Raw genomic sequence first — 23,498 nt, 5'->3', positions numbered from 1 at the left:
CACGCGAGCGGGTGACCGATCGGCCACGAAACTCTAGCCGCGCGGCCGTGGCGGGCGCTACAGGCATGGTGTGCCATAAGGAGTAGGACGCGGTCTCAGGAAATCCTCAGGTTCAACGGCGTCCGGCTGGCTCGCATCACTCAGAGATGCATTGTTTCTAGGGGAAATCTGTCATGGCTCAGCACAACCGAATTCTTGCCGCTGGTTCGACCGCCGCTCTCGTAGCAGGCGGTCTTTTCTTTACGGCCGCGCCGGCCAACGCCGCTCCCGGCTCCGCCGAATGCCTTGCCGCCCAGGATCTGTTCCGGGCTGCCCTCGCCAACGCGGAGATCGACCAGGCCCTGGAGGGCGAGCTCTCGGCCGCACTCGAGGCCGTCCTCGTGGCCCTCGCCGAGCGCGACGCACTTGTCGCCGCCGTTCCGGGTGACACCGCGGACGCCCAGGCCGAGCTCGACGCGGCGCTGATCGTCCTCGCCGACGCGCAGGCCGCCGTCGTCGCCGCGCAGGAGGCCCTCGACGCGGCGGAGGAGGATCAGGCACCGCTCGACGCGGCGGTCGTCGCCGCGCAGCTCGAGCTGGACATCGCGACGCAGGCCCTCGCGGACGCGCAGGCCGATGTCGACGACGCCGAGGCAGCCCTCGCGCTCGGCATCGCCGCCGCTGCGGAACTGCAGGCCGCCATCGATGCCGCCCAGGCGGATGTCACTGCCGCCGTCGAGGTCCTCGCCGGCCTCCAGGACGATGTCACGGCAGCCGAGGCCCTGCTCGATGCAGCCGTGGAGGCGCAGATCCCGCTCGACGAGAGCGCCCTCGCAGCCCAGGCCGCGCTCGACCTGGCCCTCGAGGCGCAGGATCCGCTGGATGATGCCGCAGAGCTGGCGCAGACCGATGTCGATCTCGCCCTCGACGCCCAGGTGGGCCTGGATGCTGCCGCAGAGCTGGCGCAGGACGGTCTCGATGTGGCCCTCGACGCCCAGGTGGGCCTGGATGCTGCCGCCGAGGCGGCGCAGGACGGTCTCGATGTGGCCCTCGACGCCCAGGTGGGCCTGGATGCTGCCGCCGACACGGCGCAGACCGATGTCGACGACGCCACCGCGGTCCAGGCGGAGCTCAACGCCGCCGTCACGGCGGCGGAGACGAACCTTGGCGACGCCCTCGACGCCCAGGTGGACCTGGACGCCAACGCCGTCGCTGCTCAGGAGGCCGTCGACATTGCCCTTGACGAACAGGGCGATCTCGATGTCGCTGTCGAGGACGTGCGGACGGACCTCGACGCCGCCCTCGAGCTGCAGATCGGACTCGACGCGGACGCCACGGAAGCGCAGGACGCCGTCGACGTGGCCCTCGAGGCACAGGCGACGCTGGACGCCACCGCTACCGACGCACAGGCAGCCGTCGACGCGGCCGTCACCGCCCAGGACCTCCTCGATGATGCGGTCGTGTCGGCGCAGGCCGACCTCGACGCGGCGAACGCGGCCCTGCCCGGTCTGGCCGACGCCGTCCTGACCGCGCAGGCGAACCTCACCACGGCGACCACGGTCACTCAGCCCGCGCTCGAGCAGGCCGTTGTGGACGCACAGGCAGATCTCGATGCAGCGGAAGCTGCGGTTCCGGGTCTCGAAGACGCCGTCGTCGCGCTGCAGGTACAGCTCACGACAGCGCAGGGCGTCCTCGCCACCGCGACGGCCGCCGTCGCAACGGCCAACGGAGTGCTCGCTGACGCCAACGCACAGCTGGCGGCCCAGGAGGAACTGGTCGAGACTGCCCAGGTGAACCTCGACGCGGCTCTGGTCATCCAGACCGGTCTCATCGCCACCGCCCGGACAGCTGTCGACACCGCCGCCGCCGATGTCACCCTGACCGCGGGGGCAGTCGTGGCGGCGCAGACCGCTCTCGAGGAGGCACAGGCGAACGACGATCCCCTCGATGACGCTCCCGCGCTGGCTGCACTACTCTCCGCCCAAGCTGCAGCCGCGACGGCGGAGACCACCCTGGCCACGGCCACGGCTGCACTGAACGTGCTCCTCGCCGGAGACACCCCGGAAGTAGACCTTGCTCAGGCTGCCCTCGTGACGGCACAGGAAGCCCTCGCCGGCCTGCAGGTGAGCCTCAATATCGTTGGTCTCCAGGCGGACGTCGACGCCGCCGTCGGAGCCCAGACCACTGCCCAGGGCGTGGTGACGGACCTGAACGCCGAGATCGTCCTCGCGGGCGGTGCAGTCTCCGACGCCCAGGCTGACGCCGTCGCCGCTCAGGCTGCCCTCGATGCTGCCGTCCTCGCGGAAGCGGCGGGAGAGGAGAACATCCTCACGCTGCAGGCCGCGGTCACCGCGGCGATCGCTGCCGAGGACGCCGGCGACCAAGCCATCATCGATGCGACCGCCGCTCTCGAGGCCGCTGTCGCTGCCCAGGCGACCGGCGCGGACGCGCTCGTGACGCTGCGGGCCACGCTAGGGGCGGCGCTCGAGGCGCAGGCAGCAGGCGCCGATGCGCTTGCCGAGCTGCAGGTCACGCTGGAGGCGGCGCTCGCGGCGCAGGCAGCCGGCGACGAGACCATCGCGGGTCTCGAACTGGAGCTGACAGCAGCGCTCGAGGCGCAGGCGGCCGGCGCAGCCGCGCTCGCCGACCTGCGGATCACCCTGGCAGCGGCGCTGGACGCGCAGGAGGCCAACGAGGGGCTGATCACCGACCTCCGGCTGGCCCTGAACGCGGCCATCCTCGCCCGCAACGAGGGCCAGGACGTCCTGGACGGTCTCGAGGTCATCCTCGCCGCAGCCCTCGATGCCCAGGCGGAGGGAGACCAGCTGATCATCGACCTGCAGGCCGCCCTCGACCTGGCCCTCGGCAACCAGGCGGCGGGCGTCACGCTGATCGCCGACCTGCGGCTGGTCCTGGCCGCGGCCCTCGATGCACAGGCCGAGAACGCGGACCTGATCGTCGAACTCCGGCTGGTCCTGGCCGCGGCGCTCGAGGCACAGGCCGAAGGCGAGGACCTCATCGCCGATCTCCGGCTCGCCCTCGCTGCGGCGCTGGACGCGCAGGCGGAGGGTGCGCAGCTGGTCATCGATCTGCAGGCGGACGTGGACGCGGCCACCGACGCTCGTGATGCAGCGGCGGAGGAGCTGGCAGGACTCGAGGTGATCCTTCAGGTAGCGATCGACGCCCAGGCGGAGGCTGCCATCGACCTCGATGCCCTGCAGGCGGACGTGGACGCGGCACTTGCGGCCCAGGCGGACCTCGAGGCCGAGATCGACCTCGAGGCCCTGCAGGCCGAGCTCGATGCAGCCCTCGAGGCACAGGCCGCCGGCCAGGTCGACGTCGATGCGGCGCAGGCCGATCTCGATGCCGCGCTGCTCGCCCTGGCTGCTGCCGAGGTGGGCGTGGACGACGCCGAGGCCGCTCTTGCCGCCGCGGCGAACCTCGAGGCGATCATCGCCGCGAATGCACGTCTCGCCGTCGCCGTCGCGGTGGCGAACGCCATCCGGGTCGAGGCCGACGGCGTCGATGCTGACTTCGCTGCGATCGAGGACCTCTTCGACGCCGCGATCGTCGCCTGCGCGGGAACTGTCACGGTCGACATCGACATCGACATCGACATCGACATCGATGGCGGCGGCACGGTGATGGTGGTCGACGGTGGAACTCCGGTCAAGGGTTCCACGAACAGCGGGACCAACCGCGGCATGAACGTCCAGACGGGTAGCGCCGAGGAGTCCTCCGAGGGTGGTGTCCCCTTCGGCGGGATGCTCGCCGCCGGGTTCGGCCTCCTCGCCGCAGCCGGCCTGTGGGCTCGCCGCTCGCTGAGCACCAGGGACTAGAACCGAGGCTCTCCGACGAGGAGTAGCCGTGGTTCCCACCGCCGGCCCCGTCTCCGCAGATTCTGCGGGGCCGGGGCCGGCGGCCGTTCCGGACGGGGTGGTGCAGTCCTCGCGCTCGGGCTGAGCGGCGATCCCAGGACCCGTCTCGGCCACTTTGTTAGGTTATGCTTGCCTTGCCCCGGTGACGGGCCCTTCCCGGCAAGAAAGCCACCCCATGTTCGCGAACTACCTGATCGGCCTGCGCGAGGGCCTCGAGGCTGCCCTCGTGGTGGTGATCCTCGTGGCCTACCTCGTCAAGATCGGGCGCAGGGACCTGCTGCCCGGCATCTGGCTCGGGGTCTCGCTCGCCGCAGCGCTCTCCCTCGGATTCGGTGCGCTCCTGACCTACGGCACATACGGCCTGACCTTCGAGGCGCAGGAGGCCATCGGGGGCTCCCTCTCGATCATCGCCGTCGGCCTCGTCACGTGGATGGTCTTCTGGATGGCGAGGACGGCCAGGAACCTGCGCGGTGAACTGCACGGCCAGGTGGACCGCCACCTCGCAGGTGGCGGCAAGGGCCTCGTCATCGTCGCGTTCCTCGCCGTCGGGCGGGAGGGCCTCGAGACCGCGCTCTTCATCTGGTCGGCCGTCCAGGCGACCGGCCAGACCACCCAGCCCATCCTCGGCGCCGCGCTGGGACTGGCCTCCGCCGTCGTCCTCGGATGGATGTTCTACCGGGGCATGCTCCGCATCAACCTGTCGAAGTTCTTCACCTGGACGGGCGGCATGCTGATCGTCGTGGCCGCGGGAGTCCTGTCCTACGGCATCCACGACCTCCAGGAAGCCGGCATCCTGCCCGGCCTGTACTCCCTCATGTTCGACGTCAGCGCCGCGGTCCCGCCGTCGAGCTGGTACGGGACGCTGCTCAAGGGCACCGTCAACTTCTCGCCCGCGACCACCTGGCTCGAGGGGATCGCCTGGTTGCTCTACGTCATCCCCACCATGACCCTCTTCATCCGGCAGAGCATGCGCAGGTCCGCCGCGCCCGCCGCCGTCCGGCCCCCACTTCCCCAAGGAGTCCAGTGACCACCGCCCGCCTCTCCAGGCCAGCCGCCCTCGCAGCTGCCTGCGGCATCCTCCTCGCGACCGCCTGCACCCCCAACGCGTCCGCCGGGTCATCCGACGGTGCATCCGCGGGCCTGACGGTCACGAGTACCACCGACGAGTGCGCGGTCTCGGCGGCGACGGCGGAGAGCGGTCCGCTCACCTTCGCCATCACCAACGCCGGGGACCAGGTCACGGAGTTCTACCTGCTCGCCGAGGACGGACTGCGCATCGTGTCGGAGGTCGAGAACATCGGACCGGGCATCAGCCGCGACCTCGTGGTCAACGCGCAGCCGGGCTCCTACTACACGGTCTGCAAGCCGGGGATGGTGGGCGACGGCGTGGGCCGGGCCGGGTTCACGGTCACGGACTCGGGCACGGCGGTCGCGCCGTCCGGTGACGAGCAGGCGCAGATCGATGCCGCCGTCACCAACTACAGGGCGTACGTGAAGGACCAGGTGGACCAGCTCGTCACCGGTACCGATGACTTCGCCGCCGCGTACACGGCCGGGAACGACGACGAGGCGCGGCTCCTCTACCCGACCACCCGCATGCACTTCGAGCGGGTGGAGCCGGTCGCCGAGAGCTTCGGCGACCTCGATCCCCGGCTGGACAACCGCGAGGCGGACCTCGCCGAGGGCGAGGAGTGGACCGGCTGGCACCGCATCGAGAAGGACCTGTGGCCACCCGCTGATGCCGGGTACACGCCGCTCACGCAAGCCGAGCGCGAGGCCGTCGCTGCCCAGCTCGTTGCGGACACGGCAACGCTGCACGCCGGTATCCAGGACATCGAGCTCTCCCTGGATCAGCTGGCCAACGGGGCGATCGCCCTCATGGACGAGGTGGCCAACGGGAAGGTCACCGGTGAGGAGGAGATCTGGTCGGGCACCGACCTCTGGGACTTCCAGGGCAATGTCGAGGGTGCGCGCGTGCTCGTCGACGGACTGCGCGACCTGCTGGAGGCCAAGGACCCGGACCTCGCCACGACCCTCGATGCGGACTTCGACGCCCTGGCCGCGGAGCTGGGCGAGCACCGGACGAGTGCGCCCGACGCCGCGCAGCGCGACATCGCCTACGTCTCCTACGGTGAGCTCTCCCCGGAGGACGTGAAGGCGCTGTCCGATCGCGTCAACGCGCTCAGCGAACCGCTCTCGCGCATCACCGCGACCCTGCTCGGATAGCAGCCATGGCACGCACCTTCCGCATCTCCCGCCGTCGGGCGCTGACCCTCGCCGGGGTGACGGCGGCCGCCGGCGCGGGCGCGGGCGTGGCCGCCGGACGAGCCACCCCGGAGGCGACGGCGAGCCCCGCCGACCCCGATGTCCTGTCCTACCCCTTCCACGGGGAGCACCAGGCCGGGATCACCACGCCTGCACAGGACCGGCTCCACTTCGCAGCGTTCGACGTCGACGACATCTCCCGCGAGGAGCTGATCGGACTCCTCAAGGACTGGACCGCGGCCGCTGCGCGGATGAGCCAGGGCGGGAGCGCGGGTGACTTCGCGCCGGACGCCGGTCCGTACGAGGCCCCGCCGGAGGACACGGGCGAGGCGATGGGCCTCGGCCCCACCGGGCTGACCATCACGTTCGGCTTCGGCCCCACGCTGTTTACGACGGCGGACGGCACCGACCGCTTCGGGATCGCCGACCGCCGTCCACAGGTGCTCACCGAGCTGCCGACCTTCGCCGGGGACATGCTGGAGGAGCGCATCAGTGGTGGGGACCTCTGCATCCAGGCCTGCGCGGACGATCCGCAGGTAGCCGTGCATGCCGTCCGCAACCTCTCCCGCATCGCCTTCGGCCGCGCCTCCCTGCGGTACTCCCAGCTCGGCTTCGGCCGCACGTCCAGCACCAGCACCGCCCAGGTGACCCCCCGCAATCTCTTCGGGTTCAAGGACGGCACCGCCAATGTGAAGGCGGAGGACCCGGCAGCCGTCGACGAGCACGTCTGGGTGGCGGAGGGCGACGACCAGGCGTGGATGGCAGGTGGCTCCTACCTCGTCTCCCGCAAGGTCCGCATGAACGTGGAGCCGTGGGACCGGACGCGCCTGTCGGAGCAGGAGCGCTCCATCGGGCGGACCAAGGGGACGGGTGCGCCCCTCTCCGGCGGCGACGAGTTCACGGCGCCGGACTTCGCCATGCCGGGGAGCGGCGGCCGGCCGATCATCGCCGAGCAGTCGCACGTGCGCCTCGCGCACCCTGACAGCAACGGCGGCGCCCGCATGCTCCGGCGGGGCTACAACTACGTGGACGGGAACGACGACCTCGGCCGCCTCGACGCCGGCCTGTTCTTCATCTGCTTCCAGCGCGATCCCGAGCGGTCCTTCATCCCGGTGCAGACGAGCCTCGCGGGATCCGACATCCTCAACGAGTACATCCGCCACGTCGGCTCGGGGATCTTCGCGGTTCCGGGTGGAGCCACCGAGGGCAGCTACGTGGGGGCGCGGCTCTTCGAGGCCTGAGGGGCGCCGTCGGGGGTCCCGGCGTCGGTCGGTCGGCCGTCGTCGTACGCCCGGCCGTCGTCGTGCAGCCGGCTCGGAGCGTCACCGTACCGAGCCGATGATCCTCCGTGCGGCTTCGACCGCAGCGGCCCGGTGGGCTGCGAGGGGTGTCCGGCGTGCGTTCGCGTGCGCCGCCAGCGGAGCCTGCACCCATGCCTGCGCGACGCCGAACAGCAGGGGCAGGAGTTCCTCCACCGCCCAGGCCGCGTCGATGCGCCCCAGATCCTGCGCCCGCCGCAGCGCCTGCAGCTTGACGTCGGGATCGCTGCCGCCCGGGAGGTCGTAGTCCACGCCCTCGAGACGCGCCCAGGTGAGCATGCGGAGGATGTCCGGCTGGTCGTGCGCATGGTCGAACACCGCACCGACGAAGGCCGGCACGTCCTCGGGATCGAGCACGACGGCGTCGTGGAACATCGCCGCGTTGGTGTCGAGGACGGCCTGGAACAGCGCCGCCTTGGTGGTGAAGTGCGCGTAGAGGCGCTCCTTGCTGGCACTCGCCGACCTCGCGATCCGGTCGATCCTCGCACCCGCCAGACCGTAGGTCGCGAACTCTCCCCGGGCGGCCAGGAGGATGCGGGACCGTACGTCCGTCGTCGAGTGCATCCTTCGAGTATAACCAAACGAACCAGTTCGTTTGACTTGCTCCGGAACTGTCCCTACCCTCTAACCGACACCACTTCTGAGGAGATCCATGACCACCCCACCCTCGGGCCCCACGGCCCAGGCAGCACCGGACGTCGATCCGGTCCGAGCGCCGGCCAATCGCTGGCTCGTGCTCGCGATCGTCGCCCTGGCCCAGCTCACCGTCGTCCTCGACGGCACGATCGTCAACATCGCCCTGCCCCAGGCCCAGCTCGAACTCGGGATGTCCGACGGCGATCGCAGCTGGGTGGTCACGCTCTACGCCCTCACCTTCGGCGCGCTCCTGCTTCTCGGCGGCCGGATCGCCGACTTCTGGGGGAGGAAGCGCTCGTTCCTCGTGGGCATGGGCGGCTTCGCCCTCGCATCGGCCCTCGGCGGGATCGCCACCTCGGGCGAGACGCTCCTCCTGGCGCGAGGCCTCCAGGGTGCCTTCGCCGCGCTGCTGGCGCCGGCTGCGCTCGCCATCCTCTCCGTGACCTTCCCCGGCGGGCGTGATCGCGTGCGGGCCTTCGCGGTGTACGGGACGATCGCCGGAGGCGGTGCGGCCGTCGGGCTCCTGCTCGGCGGGGTCCTGACGGAGTACTTCAGCTGGCACTGGTGCCTGCTCGTGAATGTCCCCATCGCCGTCGTCGCGATCGCGGTGGGCATCCCGGTGCTCCGCGAGAGCCGGGCCGAGGGCAGCACCCGCTACGACGTGCCGGGTGCCGTGCTCGTGAGCCTCGGGCTCGCCTCCGTGGTCTACGGCTTCTCGCGCGCCGAGGCCGGCTGGGTCCGTCTCGATACCCTCGGCTTCCTCGCCCTCGGCGTCGTCCTGCTGGCGCTGTTCCTCCTCGTGGAAGCTCGCTCGGCCCACCCGCTGCTCCCGCTGCGCATCATCACGGACAGCGCTCGCGCGGGCGCGTACCTCTCATCCATCGCCGTGGGTGCGGCCCTGCTGGGCGCCCTGCTCTACCTCACGCTCTACTTCCAGATCGTGCTCGGGATGAGTCCCCTGGTATCCGGACTGGCCTCACTGCCGATGACGGCGGCGATCATCGTCTGCGCCGGCGTGGTGTCACGGCTCCTGCCGAAGGTGGGCCCCCGGATCCTCATGACCGTCGGGCCGCTGATCGCCGCCACCGGGCTGCTGCTGCTCAGCCGCATCACCGTGGGAGGCTCCTACGCGCTCGAGGTGCTGCCCGCGCAACTCCTCCTGGGCATCGGGCTCGCCTTCATCTTCGTGCCGCTGCAGAACGTGGCCCTGCTCGGGATCGCCCCGAGGGACTCCGGCGTGGCCAGTGCCGCCGTGACGGCGACGCAGCAGATCGGTGGCTCGATCGGCACCGCCGTGTTCACCGCCCTGTACACCGTGGGTGCGGGCGCCGGCACGGCCGAAGGCGCCGCGGGCGGACTGCAGTCCCTCGTGGACGGGTACTCGGTGGTCTTCCTGGCCGCGGCCGTGGCGCTCGCGCTGGCCTCGCCGCTCTCGTGGTTCATGATCAGGGTCGCGAGGAACGAGTTCTCCACCTCGAGCGAGGCCGCCCACCTCGGGTAGGGCGGCAGGCCGGGCTCAGGCGCTCGCCGGATGCTCCTGCTCACCGGCGGCACTCTGGAGCCAGGCCACTGCCATGTGCCGCGAGGTGAAGAACTTCGTGGGACACGGCGGTGAGTTCACGCCCAGGAAGAAGTTTGCGAGCATCCGGTCGACCGGCGAGGAGCCGAGCAGGGCGATGCGCGAGGCCGAGCAGGGGATCGCGAAGACCGCGCGCGCACCGCGCGTCACCGTCCTCGTCGTCTCCATGTCGACGAGCATGGGATGGCCCTCGGCGCCGACCAGGGCGTCGACCGCAGCCATCGCGAACGCGGCGTCCTCGGCGGTGATGGTGCTGTCACGGTCCCACTCGAGGTGGAGGATGCCGTTGGGGAGCAACTCGAGGGTCGCCTTGCCCCCGTCGATCCGTTCTGCGGGCATGGCCCACCTCCTGGTGATGCCGCTGACGCTCCCGGGCCGATCGGCCCCGGATACCCCCGTGAGACCAAGGATCAGCGAGACCCCAGCATAGCGAAATATCCCGGGATGCTGGTGGTGGTCCTGCCGCTCATCGGCACGGCCTCGATGAGGACGGGACCATCCGCCAGCACCGTCCAGATGCTGTCCGGCAGCGCTGCCCGCCGCTCGACGGGCCCGAAGTGGCCCGGCACGGGGATGCCGCCGATGGCCCGCCGGAGCGGGGCCGGGATGCTGCCCGGCCTCGCCCCGAGGCTCTGCATGTAGGACAGGGGATTGCCCCGGTAGTTGGTCTCGGTCAGCAGGACACGTCCACGCGCTCCGACGAGGTCGCGGAGGTTCCGGCCCAGCTGTTCGCGCTGCTTCGGCCGCAGGACGTGGAACACGCCCCGGACGAACACATGGCAGTCGCCGCATTCTGCCCGCAGGAGGCGGCCTGCGCCGGGCACGGTCAGGTCCAGGGTCCGGTAGGCGACGCTCCGTACGCCCTCCGACTCGTCCCCGGCGCGCTGCACCGCGCTCGCCGAGACATCGACGCCGAGGACCTGCGGAAAACGCCGGGACAGCCAGCGCGTCCACCGGCCGTTGCCGCAGCCGACGTCGATCACGGGCATCGACGGGTCCATGTACTCGTCCATGACAGCGGCGTACGGCTCCGCCTCGGCCCCGATCTCCGCGTCCCAGAGGACCTCACCCGCCGGCCCCGTGGTGCGGACCCGACTCCAGTAGCCCTCCCAGGCCACGGCGGCATTCCGGGGGGTCCGCACCGCGAGGCGCGCGACTTCGGGCACCATTCTGAGCTGGTCGACGATTCTGAGCATAGGAAGAGGGTACCGATGCCGGGGCTTCCCGCCGTCGGAGCCAAGTATTGTCGCAGGAAAAGGTCACCTGCGCCGCCTGACGGAAGGTCCCGGGCCATCCCGACCTATGCTGTGGACTCAGGATCACTGCGAGAACGGGGACTGCATGCGGAGCGACGGTGCCCGCGCGGCCGAGAGGCGACGACCTGGAAGGCCCACGTACCCACGGGTGCTGATGTCCGTGACGGTCCTCCTCCTCGTCGGCTACACGGTGGGCCTCCTCGTCGGCGACCCCGGCACTTTCGACCCCCTGATGGACGGCTGGCTGTGCATCGCCACTGAGCTGGCGGCCGTGGCTCTCTGCGTCAGCGCGTCCGTGCGGTCGGGGTTCGCCGAGCCCCAGGTGCTCCTCGGGACCGGCGCGATCGTCACCTACAGCGCGGGTGACGCGTACTACGCGGCCTCCCTCGACGGTGCAGCGGCCCTGACCTACGCGTCCGTGGCCGACGTGGCGTACCTCGCCTTCTACCCCCTGATGCTCGGTGCCCTCGGCGTGGTGATGGTCCGGAAGCTCAAGGGGCTGGCGTGGCCGCTGCTGCTGGACAGCATCGTCGGTGCCCTCGGCGCGGCGTCGCTCATGGCCCTGATCCTCGCACCCGTGCTGAGGACCGGGACCGCCGGGGGGACACCCTTCGAGGTGATCGTCGCCGTCGTGTACCCGCTTCTCGACCTCCTCCTGATCACGGCCGTCGGGGGCGTCCTCGCCTCCCGCGGGCTGGACATCGGACCGCGCTGGCCGCTGCTGGTCGCCGGACTGATCATCTTCTCCGCCGCGGACGTCGCGTACGCGCTCGGCATGGAGGACTATTCCGTCGGTTCGATCATCGACGTCGGCTGGGTCGCCGGGATCGTGGCGATCGCCGCCTGGGTGGACGGCGCCGCGAACCCGGCGCGGGCGTCCCACCGCACCACGCACGGAGTCCCGGAGCTCGCGGCTCCCGTCGTGTCCACAGCCACGGCTCTCGCGGTCCTCGTGGTGGGCAGCCAACTCCGGATCCCCGTGCTGGCGGTGGTGTTCGCGGCCTGCACCCTCGCGCTCGCCGCGGTACCGCTGGCGTTCCGCAACCGCATGCTCGTCACCCTCGCGCGCACGGACGAGCTGACCGGCCTGCCCAACCGCCGGGCCCTGATCGCCGACGTCCCCGTCCGGCTGCTGGCCGGGCGCACCGGTGCACTCTTCCTCCTGGACCTCGACCGCTTCAAGCACGTCAACGACGCCCTGGGGCACGACGTCGGCGACGCCCTCCTCGTGCAGGTGGGCAAGCGCTTCGCCGCCCGGTTGCAGCCCGGGGACATGCTGGCGAGGCTGGGCGGGGACGAGTTCGCCGTCTTCCTCGAGGGCGTCACCGAAGAGCAGGCCGTCGCGACGGCGCAGAGCCTCGCGGCGGAACTCGCCGACCCGGTGGAGCTCGGCGCCGCGACCCTGCAGGTGAGTGCCAGCGTGGGCATCGCGCTGACCCCCGAACACGGTACCGACATGAGCCTCCTCATGCGCAAGGCGGACATCGCCATGTTCTGTGCGAAGTCCGAGCGCAGCGGGCACCATGTGTACGACGCCTCGGACGACGACGACGGCGCCCTGCGGTTGCGGACCGTCCAGGAACTGCGGGTGGCCCTCGCCGAGGACCAGTTCGAGCTGCACTACCAGCCGAAGGTGCGTCTCTCCGACGGCGAGGTCACGGGGGTGGAGGCCCTGGTGCGCTGGAACCATCCGACGCGCGGGCTGCTCCTGCCCGTCGCTTTCCTGCCGCTCGCGGAGGAGGCGGGTCTGATGCCGGCGCTGTCGACCATCGTGCTGCAGCGGGCCGTCCGTCGGGTGGCCCGGTGGCGCGCCGAGGGGCTGGACGTCTCGGTGGCGGTGAACATGTCGGGATCCTGCATCCTCGCGTGCCTCCCGCACGAGATCGCCCGCCTGCTCGAGGCCCACGGGGTGCCGTCGTCGTGCATCATGCTCGAGATCACCGAGGACGTCCTGATGTCCTCGCCCACCGGCACCTCGGCCATCCTGGCGGAACTCCGGTCCACCGGCGTCCAGATCGCCATCGACGACTTCGGGACCGGGTACAGTTCCCTGGCCTACCTCCGTGATCTGCCCGTCGACGAGCTGAAACTGGACCGTTCCTTCGTCACGGCGATGAAGGACGACCAGCGGGCGGTCGGGCTCGTCGGGTCGATCATCGACCTGGCCCACAGCCTGGGACTCCGGGTGGTCGCCGAGGGCGTGGAGGACGAGCGGTCACGGGACGAGCTGCTGGCGCGGGACTGCGACTTCGCGCAGGGCTTCCTGATCGCCGGGCCGCTGCCCGCCGGTGCGGTGTCACCGTGGCTGTCCGAGCGCCGGGTCGGAGCGGGGAGGGCCTGATGGCCGGACGGCGACGTGCGGCGGGCGGATCAGCCAGAATTTCCCCGGAACGCACCCGATGCACTCGGTGGTCGTGCGAAGATCTGGCAGTGTGTGAGTCATGACATCCGACCCCGATGCGCGCCTCGCACTCATCATCGAAGACGACGCCGATGTGCGGCAACTGCTCGTCATGACGCTGGGCATGAACGGCTTCACCACCATCGAGGCAGAGAACGGGCGCCAGGGCGTGGCACTGGTCAGGGAACGGCAGCCCGATCTCGTGACACTGGACCTGAACCTCCCGGACATCGACGGCGTGGAGGTGTGCCGGCAGATCAGGCCGTTGACCGACGCCTACGTCATCATGATCACCGCGCGCCAGGACGAGATCGACCGCCTCATCGGGCTCGAGATCGGTGCCGACGACTTCGTCGTCAAGCCCTTCAGCCCGCGGGAGGTGGGCGCGCGGGTGAACGCCATGTTCCGGCGACCGCGGAGCACCGTCCGCAGCGTCGTCCAGCCGCTCATGGGCGCTGCGGCGGCGCCGGCGGCCCAGTCGGCGTCCACCGTGCAGGCCGCCGAAGCCGTGCCGGTGGCGCCCGCCGCGGAGGAGGACGTCGAGGGCCTGCTGCGGCACGGTCCCCTCAGCATCGACACCGAGGGCCGGATCGCCATGCTGGACGGTTCCGAGTTGCCCCTGACACGCATCGAGTTCGACCTCCTGGCCACGCTCGTCTCGGGCCCGCGGCGGGTATGGCAGCGCGAGACCCTGCTCTCCCGTATCTGGGGCGATGGCTGGGTCAACGACCAGCACCTCGTCGAGGTGCACATCCGGAACCTGCGGAAGAAGCTCGGCGAGGACACGAAGGCACCGCGGTTCATCCGTACGGTGCGCGGGGTCGGGTACCGGATGATGCCGCCGGCCACCGCCTGACGCACTGACCGCCTGACGCACTGACCGCCTGACGCGCTGACCGGCTGACTCACCGGCCGGCTGAGGCTCCGAGGGGCCGAGGGCCCGACGCGCCGGCGCCGCCCGCCGACTGCTCAGTGGGGGCGGACGTCCTGGTGGCGGATGGCGTCCAGTGCGGACGAGACGTCCGCGCCGTGCTGCCGGAGCCTCGCGACGAGGGACCGATGTGTGGTGGGCCGACCGATCAGCTCCAGGGCTGCCGAGGACTCCTCCTCCAGCCGGCGGGCCCCCACCATGGAGGCACTGACGGTGAGGCTGAGGAGCGCGACGACGGCGGCGTCGGCATCCCGGGCCATGAGTGCGGCTTCGACGGCGCCGATCCGCTGCGGGAGCATCTCGACGAACGTCCCGGCGAAGAGCAGGGCGCCGGCATGGCTGGACAGTTCCACGCCGAGGTTGTCGAGGATCCCGCGATCGAGCACCGGATGGTCGGTGCGAGGGGAGCTCCCGGGGACGCGTCCCGATCCTCCGACCGTTCCTCTGACCGTCCCGACGGACGTACCCGATCCCGGGACGGCGTCGTCGTCCTCCTCCTCCCGGCGTGACCAGATCATGAGGAGCAGCGCCCCGACCAGCACGGCCGGGACACCGTAGACGAGGACATGGCTGACGGCCGGGGTCCGGAGGGCCCGGATGACGTTGCCCACCTCGGGGATGACCGCTGCGGCCCGGTACACGTTCTCACCCTCGAGGGTTGCGAGCCAGGGATCCACGGCGTCGTTCGCGTCGCCCTGGGTGCGGACGGCCGTGGTCCCGTCCGCACCGCGGACCACCTCGGTGACCCGGTGGGTCTCGACCCGATGGTCCTCGACGGGGATGTGGTAGCTGATCACGTCTCCCACCTCGATCTCGCTGACGGGCTGGAGGGTGGTGACGACCACGTCGCCCGGCATGATGCCGGGGGCCATGCTGCCGGTGAGCATCGTGGCGGTCTGGTATCCGAGGAAGCGTGGGCCGATGGCGAAGAAGAGGACGGCGATGACCGCGACGATCATGAGCAGTGTGCCGACGAGGCTCGCGAGACGCTGCGCGACGGAGGGGCGCGCTTCGGCGGGAAGGGATCGTGCGCCGGAGCCGCCGGATGGGACGGTTGCGACTGGACGGCGCGATGTCCGTACTGCGGCACGAGGACCCGATGAGAAGGACGGGAAATCGATGGTGGTCACGCCTGCTCCTTGGTGCTGCCGCTGGTCTCCGGGTCCGGTGATCGGTCCGGGGTGAAGCTACCCGCCGGTTCCGGTGGACGGACCGGAGCCGGCGGGAAGAACGCGGAGCGGTGTGCTCCTGACAACAACTCTGGTGGACCCCGATCAAAGAGGGCGTGGCCGAAGGGCGAAAGAAAACCGAAGAAAGGGCGAAGCGGTTCCCGCTCAGTCGGTTCCGGACGCAGGTCGCGTGCCGAGCAGCAGATTGGCACCCCACCCGATCCCGGTGAGGAGCACCACGGCCGCGGCCATGGTGACGAAATGGACGGGAGTGTGGAGGATGCCGAGGCTCACGATCAGCGTGGTGGCTCCGGCCGGCGGATGGGGCAGATCGATCCGCGTCAGGACGAAGGTGGTCACGGCGACCGAGAGGGCACCCGCGGCCAGGTGGGATCCGGTGAGTCCGCCGACCGGGGCGGACTGCAGGCCGTCCACACCGAACCCGTAGAAGCAGGCCACGCCCGCGGCGAGCCCGACTCCGTGCCCGACGAGTGTGTTGACGGGCCGCGACGCCGGCTGGTCGGGTGACTCGAAGAAGAGCATGACCGTGGGACCGAGGCTGGGGAAGAGCCAGGGCAGGTGGGTCACCAGCCCCACGAGCCCGACCACGGCGACGGTCAGGAGGCTCAGGCCGCCCGCATACAGTCCGCCGCCCAACCTGCCGCGAGCCGACCGGAGGCGCTCGAGGAGCGGGATCCGCCCGGTCATGCCGCGACCAGCAGGGCCTGGGGTGCCGCCTGTTTCATGCGGGTCTGCAGCCACCGGCTCTGCAGGTCCGCATCCGGCTCGCAGCGGGCCACGACGTCGAGGAGCTCGCGGTCACGGCCGCCTGCCGCGGCCTGACCCACCATGGTCCACATGACATCGAGGTGATGGACGAGCACGTAGAGGTCCTGCAGGTCGAGGAGCAGGCCGAGGGCGCCGGTGCGGACCTCCTCCACGCCGTCGGCCGTGACCCGGTGCTCCTCCTCGCCCTCCACCTCGGATCCGAAGCGCGCGATGACAGGCTCGAGGGCCTCGACGTGCCGGTCGCACTGGCCGGCGAGGGTCCCGAGGATGACGTGGACGTCGGGTTCGTCACCGTGGCCGTCCGCGACGACGCGGAAGGACCGGGCGAGGATGCGCTCGGCCTCGTGGAGGAGTCCGAGGTAGACGGGGAGCTTCATGGCCGCTCCTCGCTCGAAGCGACCCGGGGCGGTGCCGTGTCGGGGAACCTCTCGGAGGCCTCGCCCTCCTGGCCTCCGACCGTCGCCGGCACCGCCCCGGGACCCCCGCCCGGGCCGGTGGCCCGACCCGCGGTGCGGTGGCCGGCGCAGGCAGGCCTCGACGCCGCCGTGGTCGGGGCGGGGGACGGGCCCGCGCAGTCTCGGACCTTCTCGATCCGCACCGCGGCGTTCTTGAACACCGGTTGCTTGGACACCGGGTCCCACTCCGTCATCGTGAGTTCGTTGGCCGCGTGATGTGCCGACGCGGAGACCTCTGATCCGCCGTCGTCCCAGTAGCCGTAGTGGAACGGGGCGAACACCGTGCCCACCCGGATGTCACCGACCCGCACCGGTACCTCGAGATGCCCCCGACGTGAGCGGACCGCCACCACGTCGCCCTCCACGATGCCCAGCTGCTCCGCGTCCGCGGGCGACACCTCGACCCAGGCGCCCGGCGCGGCGCGGTTCAGGGCGCGGCTGCGCCCGGTCTTGGTCCGTGTATGGAACTGGTAGACCGTCCGCCCCGTGGTGTAGCGCAGCGGGTACTCCTCGCTCGGTTCCTCGTGCGGTGGCCGGTAGTCCTCGCTCTTCAGCCATGCCTTGCCGGGCTGCACGGTGGCCCGGTAGAGGACCGGGCCCGTCGCGGCGCCGGTGAGGAGGTCGTGGCCGTAGGACTCGCAGTAGTCCGGATCCGTGGGGAAGACGCCGTCCCCGTAGAGGCGCACGGTGCCGTCCGGATTCGCGTCGTTGCAGGGCCACGGGATCCCGCTTCCGCCGCGCAGCCGCTCGTAGCTGATGCCCGTGTAGTCGCAGGGACGCCCGCGGGTGCACTCCTGCCAGGCGCGGAAGCCGTCCTCGGGCCCGGCCCAGTCCAGCAGGGGCGCTCCGCTCCGGGTGCGGAAGTCCATGCGCCGCGAGTAGTCGAGGAAGACATCGAGATCGCTCCTCGCCTCGCCCGGCGGCTCCACCGCCTTGTCGGACAGGTGCACCGTGCGGTTGACGTTGGTGAAGGTCCCGGTCTTCTCACCCCAGGCGGCGCACGGCAGGACGACGTCGGCGTACCGGGCCGTCTCCGTCAGGTACAGGTCCTGCACCACGAGGAACAGGCCGTCCGTGTCGAGGATGCGCCGGATCCGTTCGAGCTGCGGCATCGAGACCGCCGGGTTCGTGGCCGAGATCCACAGGAACTCGATGGACCCGAGTTCCACGTACCGGAAGATCTGCATGACGTGGGTGGGCGGCGCCCAGTGCGGGATGGTATCCGGGTCGACGTCCCACAGGTCGGCGAGCTCCTGCACGTGCTGCGGATTCTCCCAGTTCCGGAATCCGGGGAGGTCGCCGTCGGCCCCGCACTCGCGGTTGTTCTGCGCCGTCGGCTGACCGTTCATCTGCAGGATCCCGCTGCCCTCCTTGCCGAGCATGCCGCGGAGCAGGTGCAGGTTGTTCACCTGGCAGGACGACGCCGTCGCCTGCGCGGACTGGTAGAACCCCTGCAGCACCGTGGAGAGGACCCGCTCGCTCGTACCGAAGATCTCCGCCGCCCGGCGGACGTCGTCGGCACCGACCCCGCACGTCTCGGCGACCGCCTCGGGCGTCCATCGCTCCACGGTGTCCCGGAGCCGATCGACGTCCACCGTGTGCGCCGCGATGTAGGCGTCGTCGATCCAGCCGTTCACGAAGAGTTCCCGGATCAGCCCGTTCATGAGGGCGAGGTTGGTGCCGGGGCGGACGGCGAGGTGCACCTCCGCCGCCCGGGCCACCGGTGTCTCGCGCGGGTCCACGCAGACGAGGCGTGGCGGGTTGGGTCCGGCGAGGCGGTCGAGGACCCGCATCCACAGCACGGTCTGCGTCTCTGCCATGTTGTGGCCGAAGAGGAACATGGCGTCGCACTCGTCGATGTCCACGTAGCTGCCCGGCTGGCCGTCGGAGCCGAAGCTCTCCTTCATGGCGGTGGCTGCCGTGGCCGTGCACAGGCGGGTGTTCCCGTCCATGTGCGGTGTTCCCACGCCGGCCTTCCCGATGATGCCGAGGGCGTAGTACTCCTCGAGGAACAGCTGGCCGGTCGTGTAGAAACCGTGGCTCAGCGGGCCCTTGGTGTCGAGCAGGTGCCGGCTCCGCTCCACGATCCGGTTCATCGCGGTGTCCCAGTCGGTCTCGACGAGTTCGCCGTCGACGCGGATGAGAGGGCGGGTCAGGCGATCCCCGGTGTCCACGCCCTGCCAGCTGCCGAACAGGCCCTTCGGGCCGAGCCGTCCGTGGTTGACGATGTCCGCCTGCCGTCCGCGGATCCCGACCATGCGCCCGTCCTTGACGGCGATGTCGCAGCCACAGCCGTTGCTGCACAGGACGCAGGCGGACTGCACCCAGCGGTCGACGTCGCCCTCGGCGACCCCGGGTGCCAGCGTCTGGTCGACACGGACGGGCCAGCGCTCGCCCCGGGCGTAGGGCGTCCTCGTCCCCCAGATGTCAGCGATGCGATCGACCATGGCGGGACCTCCGGTGGGTGGGTGCTGGCGTACGGCGCCACGCTACCCACTCACCGGGTCCCCGGGCCGGAAAGATTTTCCGCCGTCCGGCTCTTGCTAGGCGAGCATCTCCCGGACCATCGGGATGACCTTCGTGCCGTAGAGCTCGATACTGTGCATGAGCTTCTCGTGGGGCAGAGGCCCGGCGCTGTACTTCAGGTCGAAGCGGTCGATGCCGAGAGCCTGCGCCGTCGCGGCGATCTTCCGCGCCACGGTCTCGGGGGAGCCGACGTACAGCGATCCGACGTCCGCTTCCTGGTCGAACTCGGCCCGGGTGGTCGGACCCCAGCCGCGCTCGCGCCCGATGCGGTCGCGCATGATCCGGTTGTCCGGCCACAGCTCCTCGCGGGCCTGCTCGTCCGAGTCCGCGATGTACCCGGGGGAGTGCACGCCGATGGGCAGGGTGGGCTGCCCGAGCTGCGTCAGCGCCCGATGGTACAGGTCGACATAGGGGGCGAAGCGGGCGGGCTCCCCGCCAATGATCGCGAGCATGAGCGGCATCCCGTAGCGTGCGGCCCGCACGACGGACTCGGGACTCCCGCCCACTCCGATCCACGTCTTCAGCCAACCGCCCTCGGTCTTGGGGTAGACCTCGTGGTTTTCGAGTCCCGGGCGGGTGCTCCCGGACCAGGTCACGGGCCCTTCCTTGATGAGCTCGGAGAAGAGATCCAGTTTCTCCTCGAACAGGCGCTCGTAGTCGGAGAGCTCGTAGCCGAAGAGGGGGAACGACTCCGTGAAGGATCCGCGCCCCAGGATGACCTCGGCGCGACCGTTCGAGGCGGCGTCGAGCGTGGCGAAACGCTGGTACACACGGACGGGATCGTCCGAGCTGAGGACGGTGACGGCCGAGCCGAGCCGGATGCGCTGCGTCTGCCCGGCGATGGCCGCGAGCACCGTCTCGGGGGCGGAGACCGCGAAGTCGTCGCGGTGGTGTTCCCCGACGCCGAAGAAGTCGATCCCGACCTGGTCCGCGAGGACGGCCTCGGCGATGACGTTCCGGATCACCTGGGGGTAGGGGACGAGGGTGCCGTCCTCGCCGCGCGTGACGTCCCCGAAGGTGTCGAGTCCGAGTTCCAGTTCGCGTGCCATGGTGTCGCTCCTGTGCTTGCTGTCCGGCCCGCCCTGGGCCTGCTGGTAGAACCGGCACCCTCAGCCCGTTATTCCATGCATACGTATGTACCTGCCCGCACGAGCCCCTCAGGGATCACGGCGTCACCTCGTCCGCCGTCGTGTCCCCCCTCGCCCGCAGGATGCACTCGCCGATCATCGTCTCGAGGCTCTCGGCCACCAGGTAGGCGATGCTGCCGATGAAGGGTGCGAGGCCCCAGGCCCAGAGTCCGGAGAGCGCGGACCCGACGAGGAGCGCGGCGCCCATCCCGGCCAGGACCGAGACCAGGTTCATGCTGGTGCCGAGGGCGAGAGTCTGGGTGCGGTGCTGCGGCATCGGGGCGGTGAATGCGCGGGAGAGCACCCCTTCCAGCAGGGTGAAGGAGAGGACGGCGCCCACCGTGTAGACGAAGATCGCCCCCATGGAGGGACTCCCCTCGACCTTCTGCAGGAGACCGAAGACGACGGTGACGAGAATGGAGAAGCCGAAGGTGGTGCTCTCCCGGCCGATCGTGCTGCGTGAGGCCCGCACGAAGCGGGAATCCTGTCCGGATGCTGTCGGTCCAATGCCCACGACCCTAACCGCGAGCGCGCCGGCACCGATACGACCGCCGGTGCTTCCGGGCACCCGCTCCGCCCCAACCAGTACATGCTTGAATGTACTATTGGGATATGGAGACGTCGACCCCGCACCAGGTGCCGGCCGACCAGAAGCTCGGCGACGCACTGACGGCCCTCCTGCATGGTGTCGCGGTCAGTGACCCCGACTGCCGCTGTACCGCCGAGGGGCACCACATCGATGGGAAGGCCTGCTGCTGATGAGCACTCACACCTCACTGGACGCGCTCCGGCCGGGGCGGGCTGCTCCGACCGCGGAGCGTCGCGCGGTCCTCTCCCGCCGGATCCGTCTCTTCGTCGCCGCGACCATCACCTACAACGTGATCGAGGCGGTGATCGCGATCAGCGCCGGGACGATCGCGTCCTCGAGCGCGCTGATCGGCTTCGGGCTGGACTCGATCGTCGAGGTCCTCTCCGCGGCCGCTGTGGCCTGGCAGTTCGCCGGCCGCGACCCGGAGGCCCGGGAGAGGACCGCGCTGCGCCTGATCGCGTTCTCCTTCTTCGGCCTCGCCGCCTTCGTCGGTTTCGATGCGATCCGCAGCCTGCTCGGCGGGGCGGAGGCCGAGCACTCCCTCGTGGGGATCGTCCTCGCCGCGGTCAGTCTCGCCGTGATGCCGTTCCTGTCCTGGGCGCAGCGCCGCGCCGGGCGCGAGCTCGGGTCCCGTTCGGCGGTCGCGGATTCCAAGCAGACCCTGCTCTGCACCTATCTGTCCGGCGTCCTGCTGGTCGGCCTGCTGCTCAACAGCACCCTCGGGTGGTCCTGGGCCGACCCCATCGCCGCCCTGGTGATCGCCGCCGTCGCCATCAAGGAAGGCCGCGAAGCCTGGAAGGGCGACTCCTGCTGCGCCCCGACCGTCGGAAACCTCGGGGACGACGAGAGCGTTGATGCCGGCAGGAACACATCCGACGACGGCCGGGACTCCTGCTGCAGCACCGGCTCCGGCGCGGGTGCAGCGGCACCCGCGACGAGCACGGGTGCGGGACCCGCGCCGTTGACGCTGACGGCCAGGCCTGGAGGTACCCCCGTCGCCGCCGGTGTGCCGGAGAGCTCCGGCTCGGCGGCGGCGGACGCGCCCTGCGCCTGCTGCGCACACGGATAGAAGACCGGCCGAACACCCGCTCCACCCGGTCCCGGCGGGACCGAGCACGACGACGCACCCAGCCGACGAGGAGACTTCCCTGTGCCGACCCAAGCGCCACGGACCAGCACGAAGACCGGCCTGAGCCTGCAGAACCGCATAGTGATCGGGCTGCTCGCCGCCGCGGCGCTCGTCGTGGCGCTGGTGGTCATCATCGGCAACCTCGGCGACGATCCCTCCCGGACCGCCGACGCCACCGGTGCCGATGCCCAGGTGGTGCGCGCGGACAGCCACCGGCTGTCCCAGGCCACGGACGAGAAGGCCGTGCTGGTCGAGTTCCTCGACTTCGAGTGCGAATCCTGCCTTGCCGCGTACCCGCTCGTCGAAGACCTCTCCGAGGAGTACGAGGAGAACCTGACGGTCGTATCCCGGTACTTCCCGCTGCCCGGTCACCCGAACTCCGAGACCGCAGCCGTCGCCGTCGAAGCCGCTGCGCAGCAGGGCAGGTTCAAGGAGATGCACGCCCGGATGTACCAGACGCAGACCGAATGGTCACACACTGACGAGGACAGGTCGCCCGTCTTCAGGGGCCACGCCGAGGACCTCGGCCTCGACATGGCCGCCTACGACGCCGCCGTCGCGGATCCCGCGACCATGGAGCGCGTCACCAGGGACAAGAACGACGGACTGGCCCTCGACGTCCAGGGGACTCCCACCTTCTTCCTGGAGGGCCGGAAGATCCAGCCCGCCAGCGAGGAGGAGTTCCGCCGGCTCATCGACACCGCCATCAGCCGCTAGGGGCCGGCGATGCGACCATCCCTCCAGGTGCACCCCACGCAGCGGACGACACCGGGGGCGGATCAGGACGTCGACGTCCCCGCCTTCGCGCGTCCCCGTGCCCTCGGGCTGATCATGCTGGCCACGGGCATCACCGGCTGGATCGCGGCCGGCATCCTGATCCTCGAGAAGCTCGAGCTCTACCGGGACCCGGACCACATCACCAGCTGCGACATCAATCCGTGGGTGTCCTGCGGCCAGGTCATGGAGACCTGGCAGTCGGAGCTCTTCGGGTTTCCCAACCCCTTCATCGGCCTCGTCGGCTTCAGCATCATCGTCACCACCGGCATGGCACTGCTCGCCGGCGCCCGGTTCGCCCGCTGGTACTGGCTCGGCCTCCAGGTGGGTGTCACCCTCGGGGCCGTCTTCGCGGTGTGGCTGTGGAGCCAGGCCCTGTTCGACATCTACATCATGTGCCTGTACTGCATGATCGTCTGGGCGGCGATGATCCCCCTGGTCATCCTCACCACCCTCAGGAACCTGGCCCAGGGGGTCATCCCCGCGCCCGCCGGCCTCACCCGATGGCTCACGGACTGGGTCGGACCGATCATCGCCCTGACCTACATCGCCGTCGCCGCCTCCGTGTTCTTCCGCTTCCTCCACGTCTTCACCTGACGGGGTCCGCACGCCCGGCCGTGGCCCTGCGCGCGGCGCCATCCTTGCCAGGAGATCATGGAGCCACTTACCGGGAGACCCGGTAGTTCACTCCACGCA

20 protein-coding genes are annotated in these 23,498 nt (G+C 70.5%); 11 read left to right on the top strand and 9 right to left on the bottom strand.

Annotated elements, in window-relative coordinates; genetic code table 11:
• Window positions 1-173 precede the first annotated feature (173 nt).
• The 4 genes from FNH21_RS07700 (at window position 174) to efeB (ending at window position 7,363) form a co-directional block, all read left to right on the top strand.
• Complete coding sequence (locus FNH21_RS07700) at window positions 174-3,818, top strand: coiled-coil domain-containing protein (RefSeq protein ID WP_152813548.1); 3,645 nt, start codon at window positions 174-176, stop codon at window positions 3,816-3,818.
• 214 nt (window positions 3,819-4,032) lie between these two features.
• Window positions 4,033-4,884 carry an iron uptake transporter permease EfeU gene (gene efeU / locus FNH21_RS07695; protein ID WP_152813545.1) on the top strand — a complete coding sequence of 284 codons (852 nt, stop codon included), beginning with the start codon at window positions 4,033-4,035 and terminating at the stop codon, window positions 4,882-4,884.
• A complete protein-coding gene (gene efeO, locus FNH21_RS07690; RefSeq protein ID WP_191931698.1) occupies window positions 4,881-6,083 on the top strand; it encodes an iron uptake system protein EfeO in 1,203 nt (400 codons plus the stop codon). Before efeU ends, efeO begins: the two co-directional genes overlap by 4 nt.
• A gap of 5 nt (window positions 6,084-6,088) precedes the next feature.
• The gene (gene efeB, locus FNH21_RS07685; RefSeq protein WP_152813543.1) at window positions 6,089-7,363 is read left to right on the top strand and encodes an iron uptake transporter deferrochelatase/peroxidase subunit; all 1,275 of its coding nucleotides are present in this window, start codon (window positions 6,089-6,091) and stop codon (window positions 7,361-7,363) included.
• A gap of 81 nt (window positions 7,364-7,444) precedes the next feature.
• Here efeB and FNH21_RS07680 read toward each other — a convergent pair whose 3' ends face one another.
• A complete protein-coding gene (locus FNH21_RS07680; protein ID WP_152813541.1) occupies window positions 7,445-8,005 on the bottom strand; it encodes a TetR/AcrR family transcriptional regulator in 561 nt (186 codons plus the stop codon).
• Window positions 8,006-8,093: 88 nt separating this feature from the next.
• On the opposite strand from FNH21_RS07680, the gene FNH21_RS07675 reads away from it, so the two are divergent.
• The gene (locus FNH21_RS07675; protein ID WP_152813539.1) at window positions 8,094-9,578 is read left to right on the top strand and encodes an MFS transporter; all 1,485 of its coding nucleotides are present in this window, start codon (window positions 8,094-8,096) and stop codon (window positions 9,576-9,578) included.
• Window positions 9,579-9,593: 15 nt separating this feature from the next.
• On the opposite strand, the gene FNH21_RS07670 is transcribed toward FNH21_RS07675, so the two are convergent.
• The gene (locus FNH21_RS07670) at window positions 9,594-9,995 is read right to left on the bottom strand and encodes a DUF7793 family protein (RefSeq protein ID WP_152813537.1); all 402 of its coding nucleotides are present in this window, start codon (window positions 9,993-9,995) and stop codon (window positions 9,594-9,596) included.
• A 71-nt stretch (window positions 9,996-10,066) separates the two neighbouring features.
• The gene (locus FNH21_RS07665) at window positions 10,067-10,852 is read right to left on the bottom strand and encodes a class I SAM-dependent methyltransferase (RefSeq protein WP_152813536.1); all 786 of its coding nucleotides are present in this window, start codon (window positions 10,850-10,852) and stop codon (window positions 10,067-10,069) included.
• Window positions 10,853-11,066: 214 nt separating this feature from the next.
• On the opposite strand from FNH21_RS07665, the gene FNH21_RS07660 reads away from it, so the two are divergent.
• Together FNH21_RS07660 and FNH21_RS07655 are read left to right on the top strand one after the other, a co-directional pair.
• Window positions 11,067-13,253 carry a putative bifunctional diguanylate cyclase/phosphodiesterase gene (locus FNH21_RS07660; RefSeq protein WP_191931697.1) on the top strand — a complete coding sequence of 729 codons (2,187 nt, stop codon included), beginning with the start codon at window positions 11,067-11,069 and terminating at the stop codon, window positions 13,251-13,253.
• 100 nt (window positions 13,254-13,353) lie between these two features.
• A complete protein-coding gene (locus FNH21_RS07655) occupies window positions 13,354-14,169 on the top strand; it encodes a response regulator transcription factor (RefSeq protein ID WP_152813533.1) in 816 nt (271 codons plus the stop codon).
• A gap of 113 nt (window positions 14,170-14,282) precedes the next feature.
• Here FNH21_RS07655 and FNH21_RS07650 read toward each other — a convergent pair whose 3' ends face one another.
• The 6 genes from FNH21_RS07650 to FNH21_RS07625 all read right to left on the bottom strand — a co-directional run bounded on the left by FNH21_RS07650 (window position 14,283) and on the right by FNH21_RS07625 (window position 20,782).
• Window positions 14,283-15,374, bottom strand: a complete 1,092-nt coding sequence (locus tag FNH21_RS07650) for a signal peptidase I (RefSeq protein WP_338403184.1) — start codon at window positions 15,372-15,374, stop codon at window positions 14,283-14,285.
• Window positions 15,375-15,578: 204 nt separating this feature from the next.
• Entirely contained in the window at window positions 15,579-16,121 is a 543-nt protein-coding gene (locus FNH21_RS07645; RefSeq protein WP_152813531.1) for an HPP family protein, read from the bottom strand.
• The gene (locus tag FNH21_RS07640) at window positions 16,118-16,579 is read right to left on the bottom strand and encodes a hypothetical protein (protein WP_152813529.1); all 462 of its coding nucleotides are present in this window, start codon (window positions 16,577-16,579) and stop codon (window positions 16,118-16,120) included. The genes FNH21_RS07645 and FNH21_RS07640 overlap by 4 nt, the downstream gene beginning before the upstream one ends.
• Window positions 16,576-19,104: a molybdopterin oxidoreductase family protein gene (locus FNH21_RS07635; protein WP_206687033.1), complete on the bottom strand. Its 2,529-nt coding sequence runs from the start codon at window positions 19,102-19,104 to the stop codon at window positions 16,576-16,578. The genes FNH21_RS07640 and FNH21_RS07635 overlap by 4 nt, the downstream gene beginning before the upstream one ends.
• 96 nt (window positions 19,105-19,200) lie before the next feature.
• A complete protein-coding gene (locus FNH21_RS07630) occupies window positions 19,201-20,232 on the bottom strand; it encodes an LLM class flavin-dependent oxidoreductase (protein WP_152813527.1) in 1,032 nt (343 codons plus the stop codon).
• Between the two features lie 115 nt (window positions 20,233-20,347).
• Window positions 20,348-20,782: a hypothetical protein gene (locus FNH21_RS07625; RefSeq protein ID WP_152813525.1), complete on the bottom strand. Its 435-nt coding sequence runs from the start codon at window positions 20,780-20,782 to the stop codon at window positions 20,348-20,350.
• A 140-nt stretch (window positions 20,783-20,922) separates the two neighbouring features.
• On the opposite strand from FNH21_RS07625, the gene FNH21_RS07620 reads away from it, so the two are divergent.
• The 4 genes from FNH21_RS07620 to FNH21_RS07605 all read left to right on the top strand — a co-directional run bounded on the left by FNH21_RS07620 (window position 20,923) and on the right by FNH21_RS07605 (window position 23,399).
• Window positions 20,923-21,069, top strand: coding sequence for a hypothetical protein (locus FNH21_RS07620; protein WP_191931696.1), 147 nt, complete (start codon window positions 20,923-20,925; stop codon window positions 21,067-21,069).
• Complete coding sequence (locus FNH21_RS07615; RefSeq protein ID WP_206687032.1) at window positions 21,069-21,968, top strand: cation efflux transmembrane domain-containing protein; 900 nt, start codon at window positions 21,069-21,071, stop codon at window positions 21,966-21,968. Before FNH21_RS07620 ends, FNH21_RS07615 begins: the two co-directional genes overlap by 1 nt.
• 81 nt (window positions 21,969-22,049) lie before the next feature.
• The gene (locus tag FNH21_RS07610) at window positions 22,050-22,745 is read left to right on the top strand and encodes a DsbA family protein (RefSeq protein WP_422108750.1); all 696 of its coding nucleotides are present in this window, start codon (window positions 22,050-22,052) and stop codon (window positions 22,743-22,745) included.
• Window positions 22,746-22,754: 9 nt separating this feature from the next.
• Window positions 22,755-23,399 carry a vitamin K epoxide reductase family protein gene (locus tag FNH21_RS07605; RefSeq protein WP_152813523.1) on the top strand — a complete coding sequence of 215 codons (645 nt, stop codon included), beginning with the start codon at window positions 22,755-22,757 and terminating at the stop codon, window positions 23,397-23,399.
• The last annotated feature ends 99 nt before the right edge of the window (window positions 23,400-23,498 follow it).

Source organism: Arthrobacter bussei, from assembly GCF_009377195.2.
GTDB lineage: Bacteria > Actinomycetota > Actinomycetes > Actinomycetales > Micrococcaceae > Arthrobacter_D > Arthrobacter_D bussei.
The sequence above is the reverse complement of the archived record's forward strand: the minus strand, read 5'-3'. Positions and strand labels throughout refer to the sequence as shown.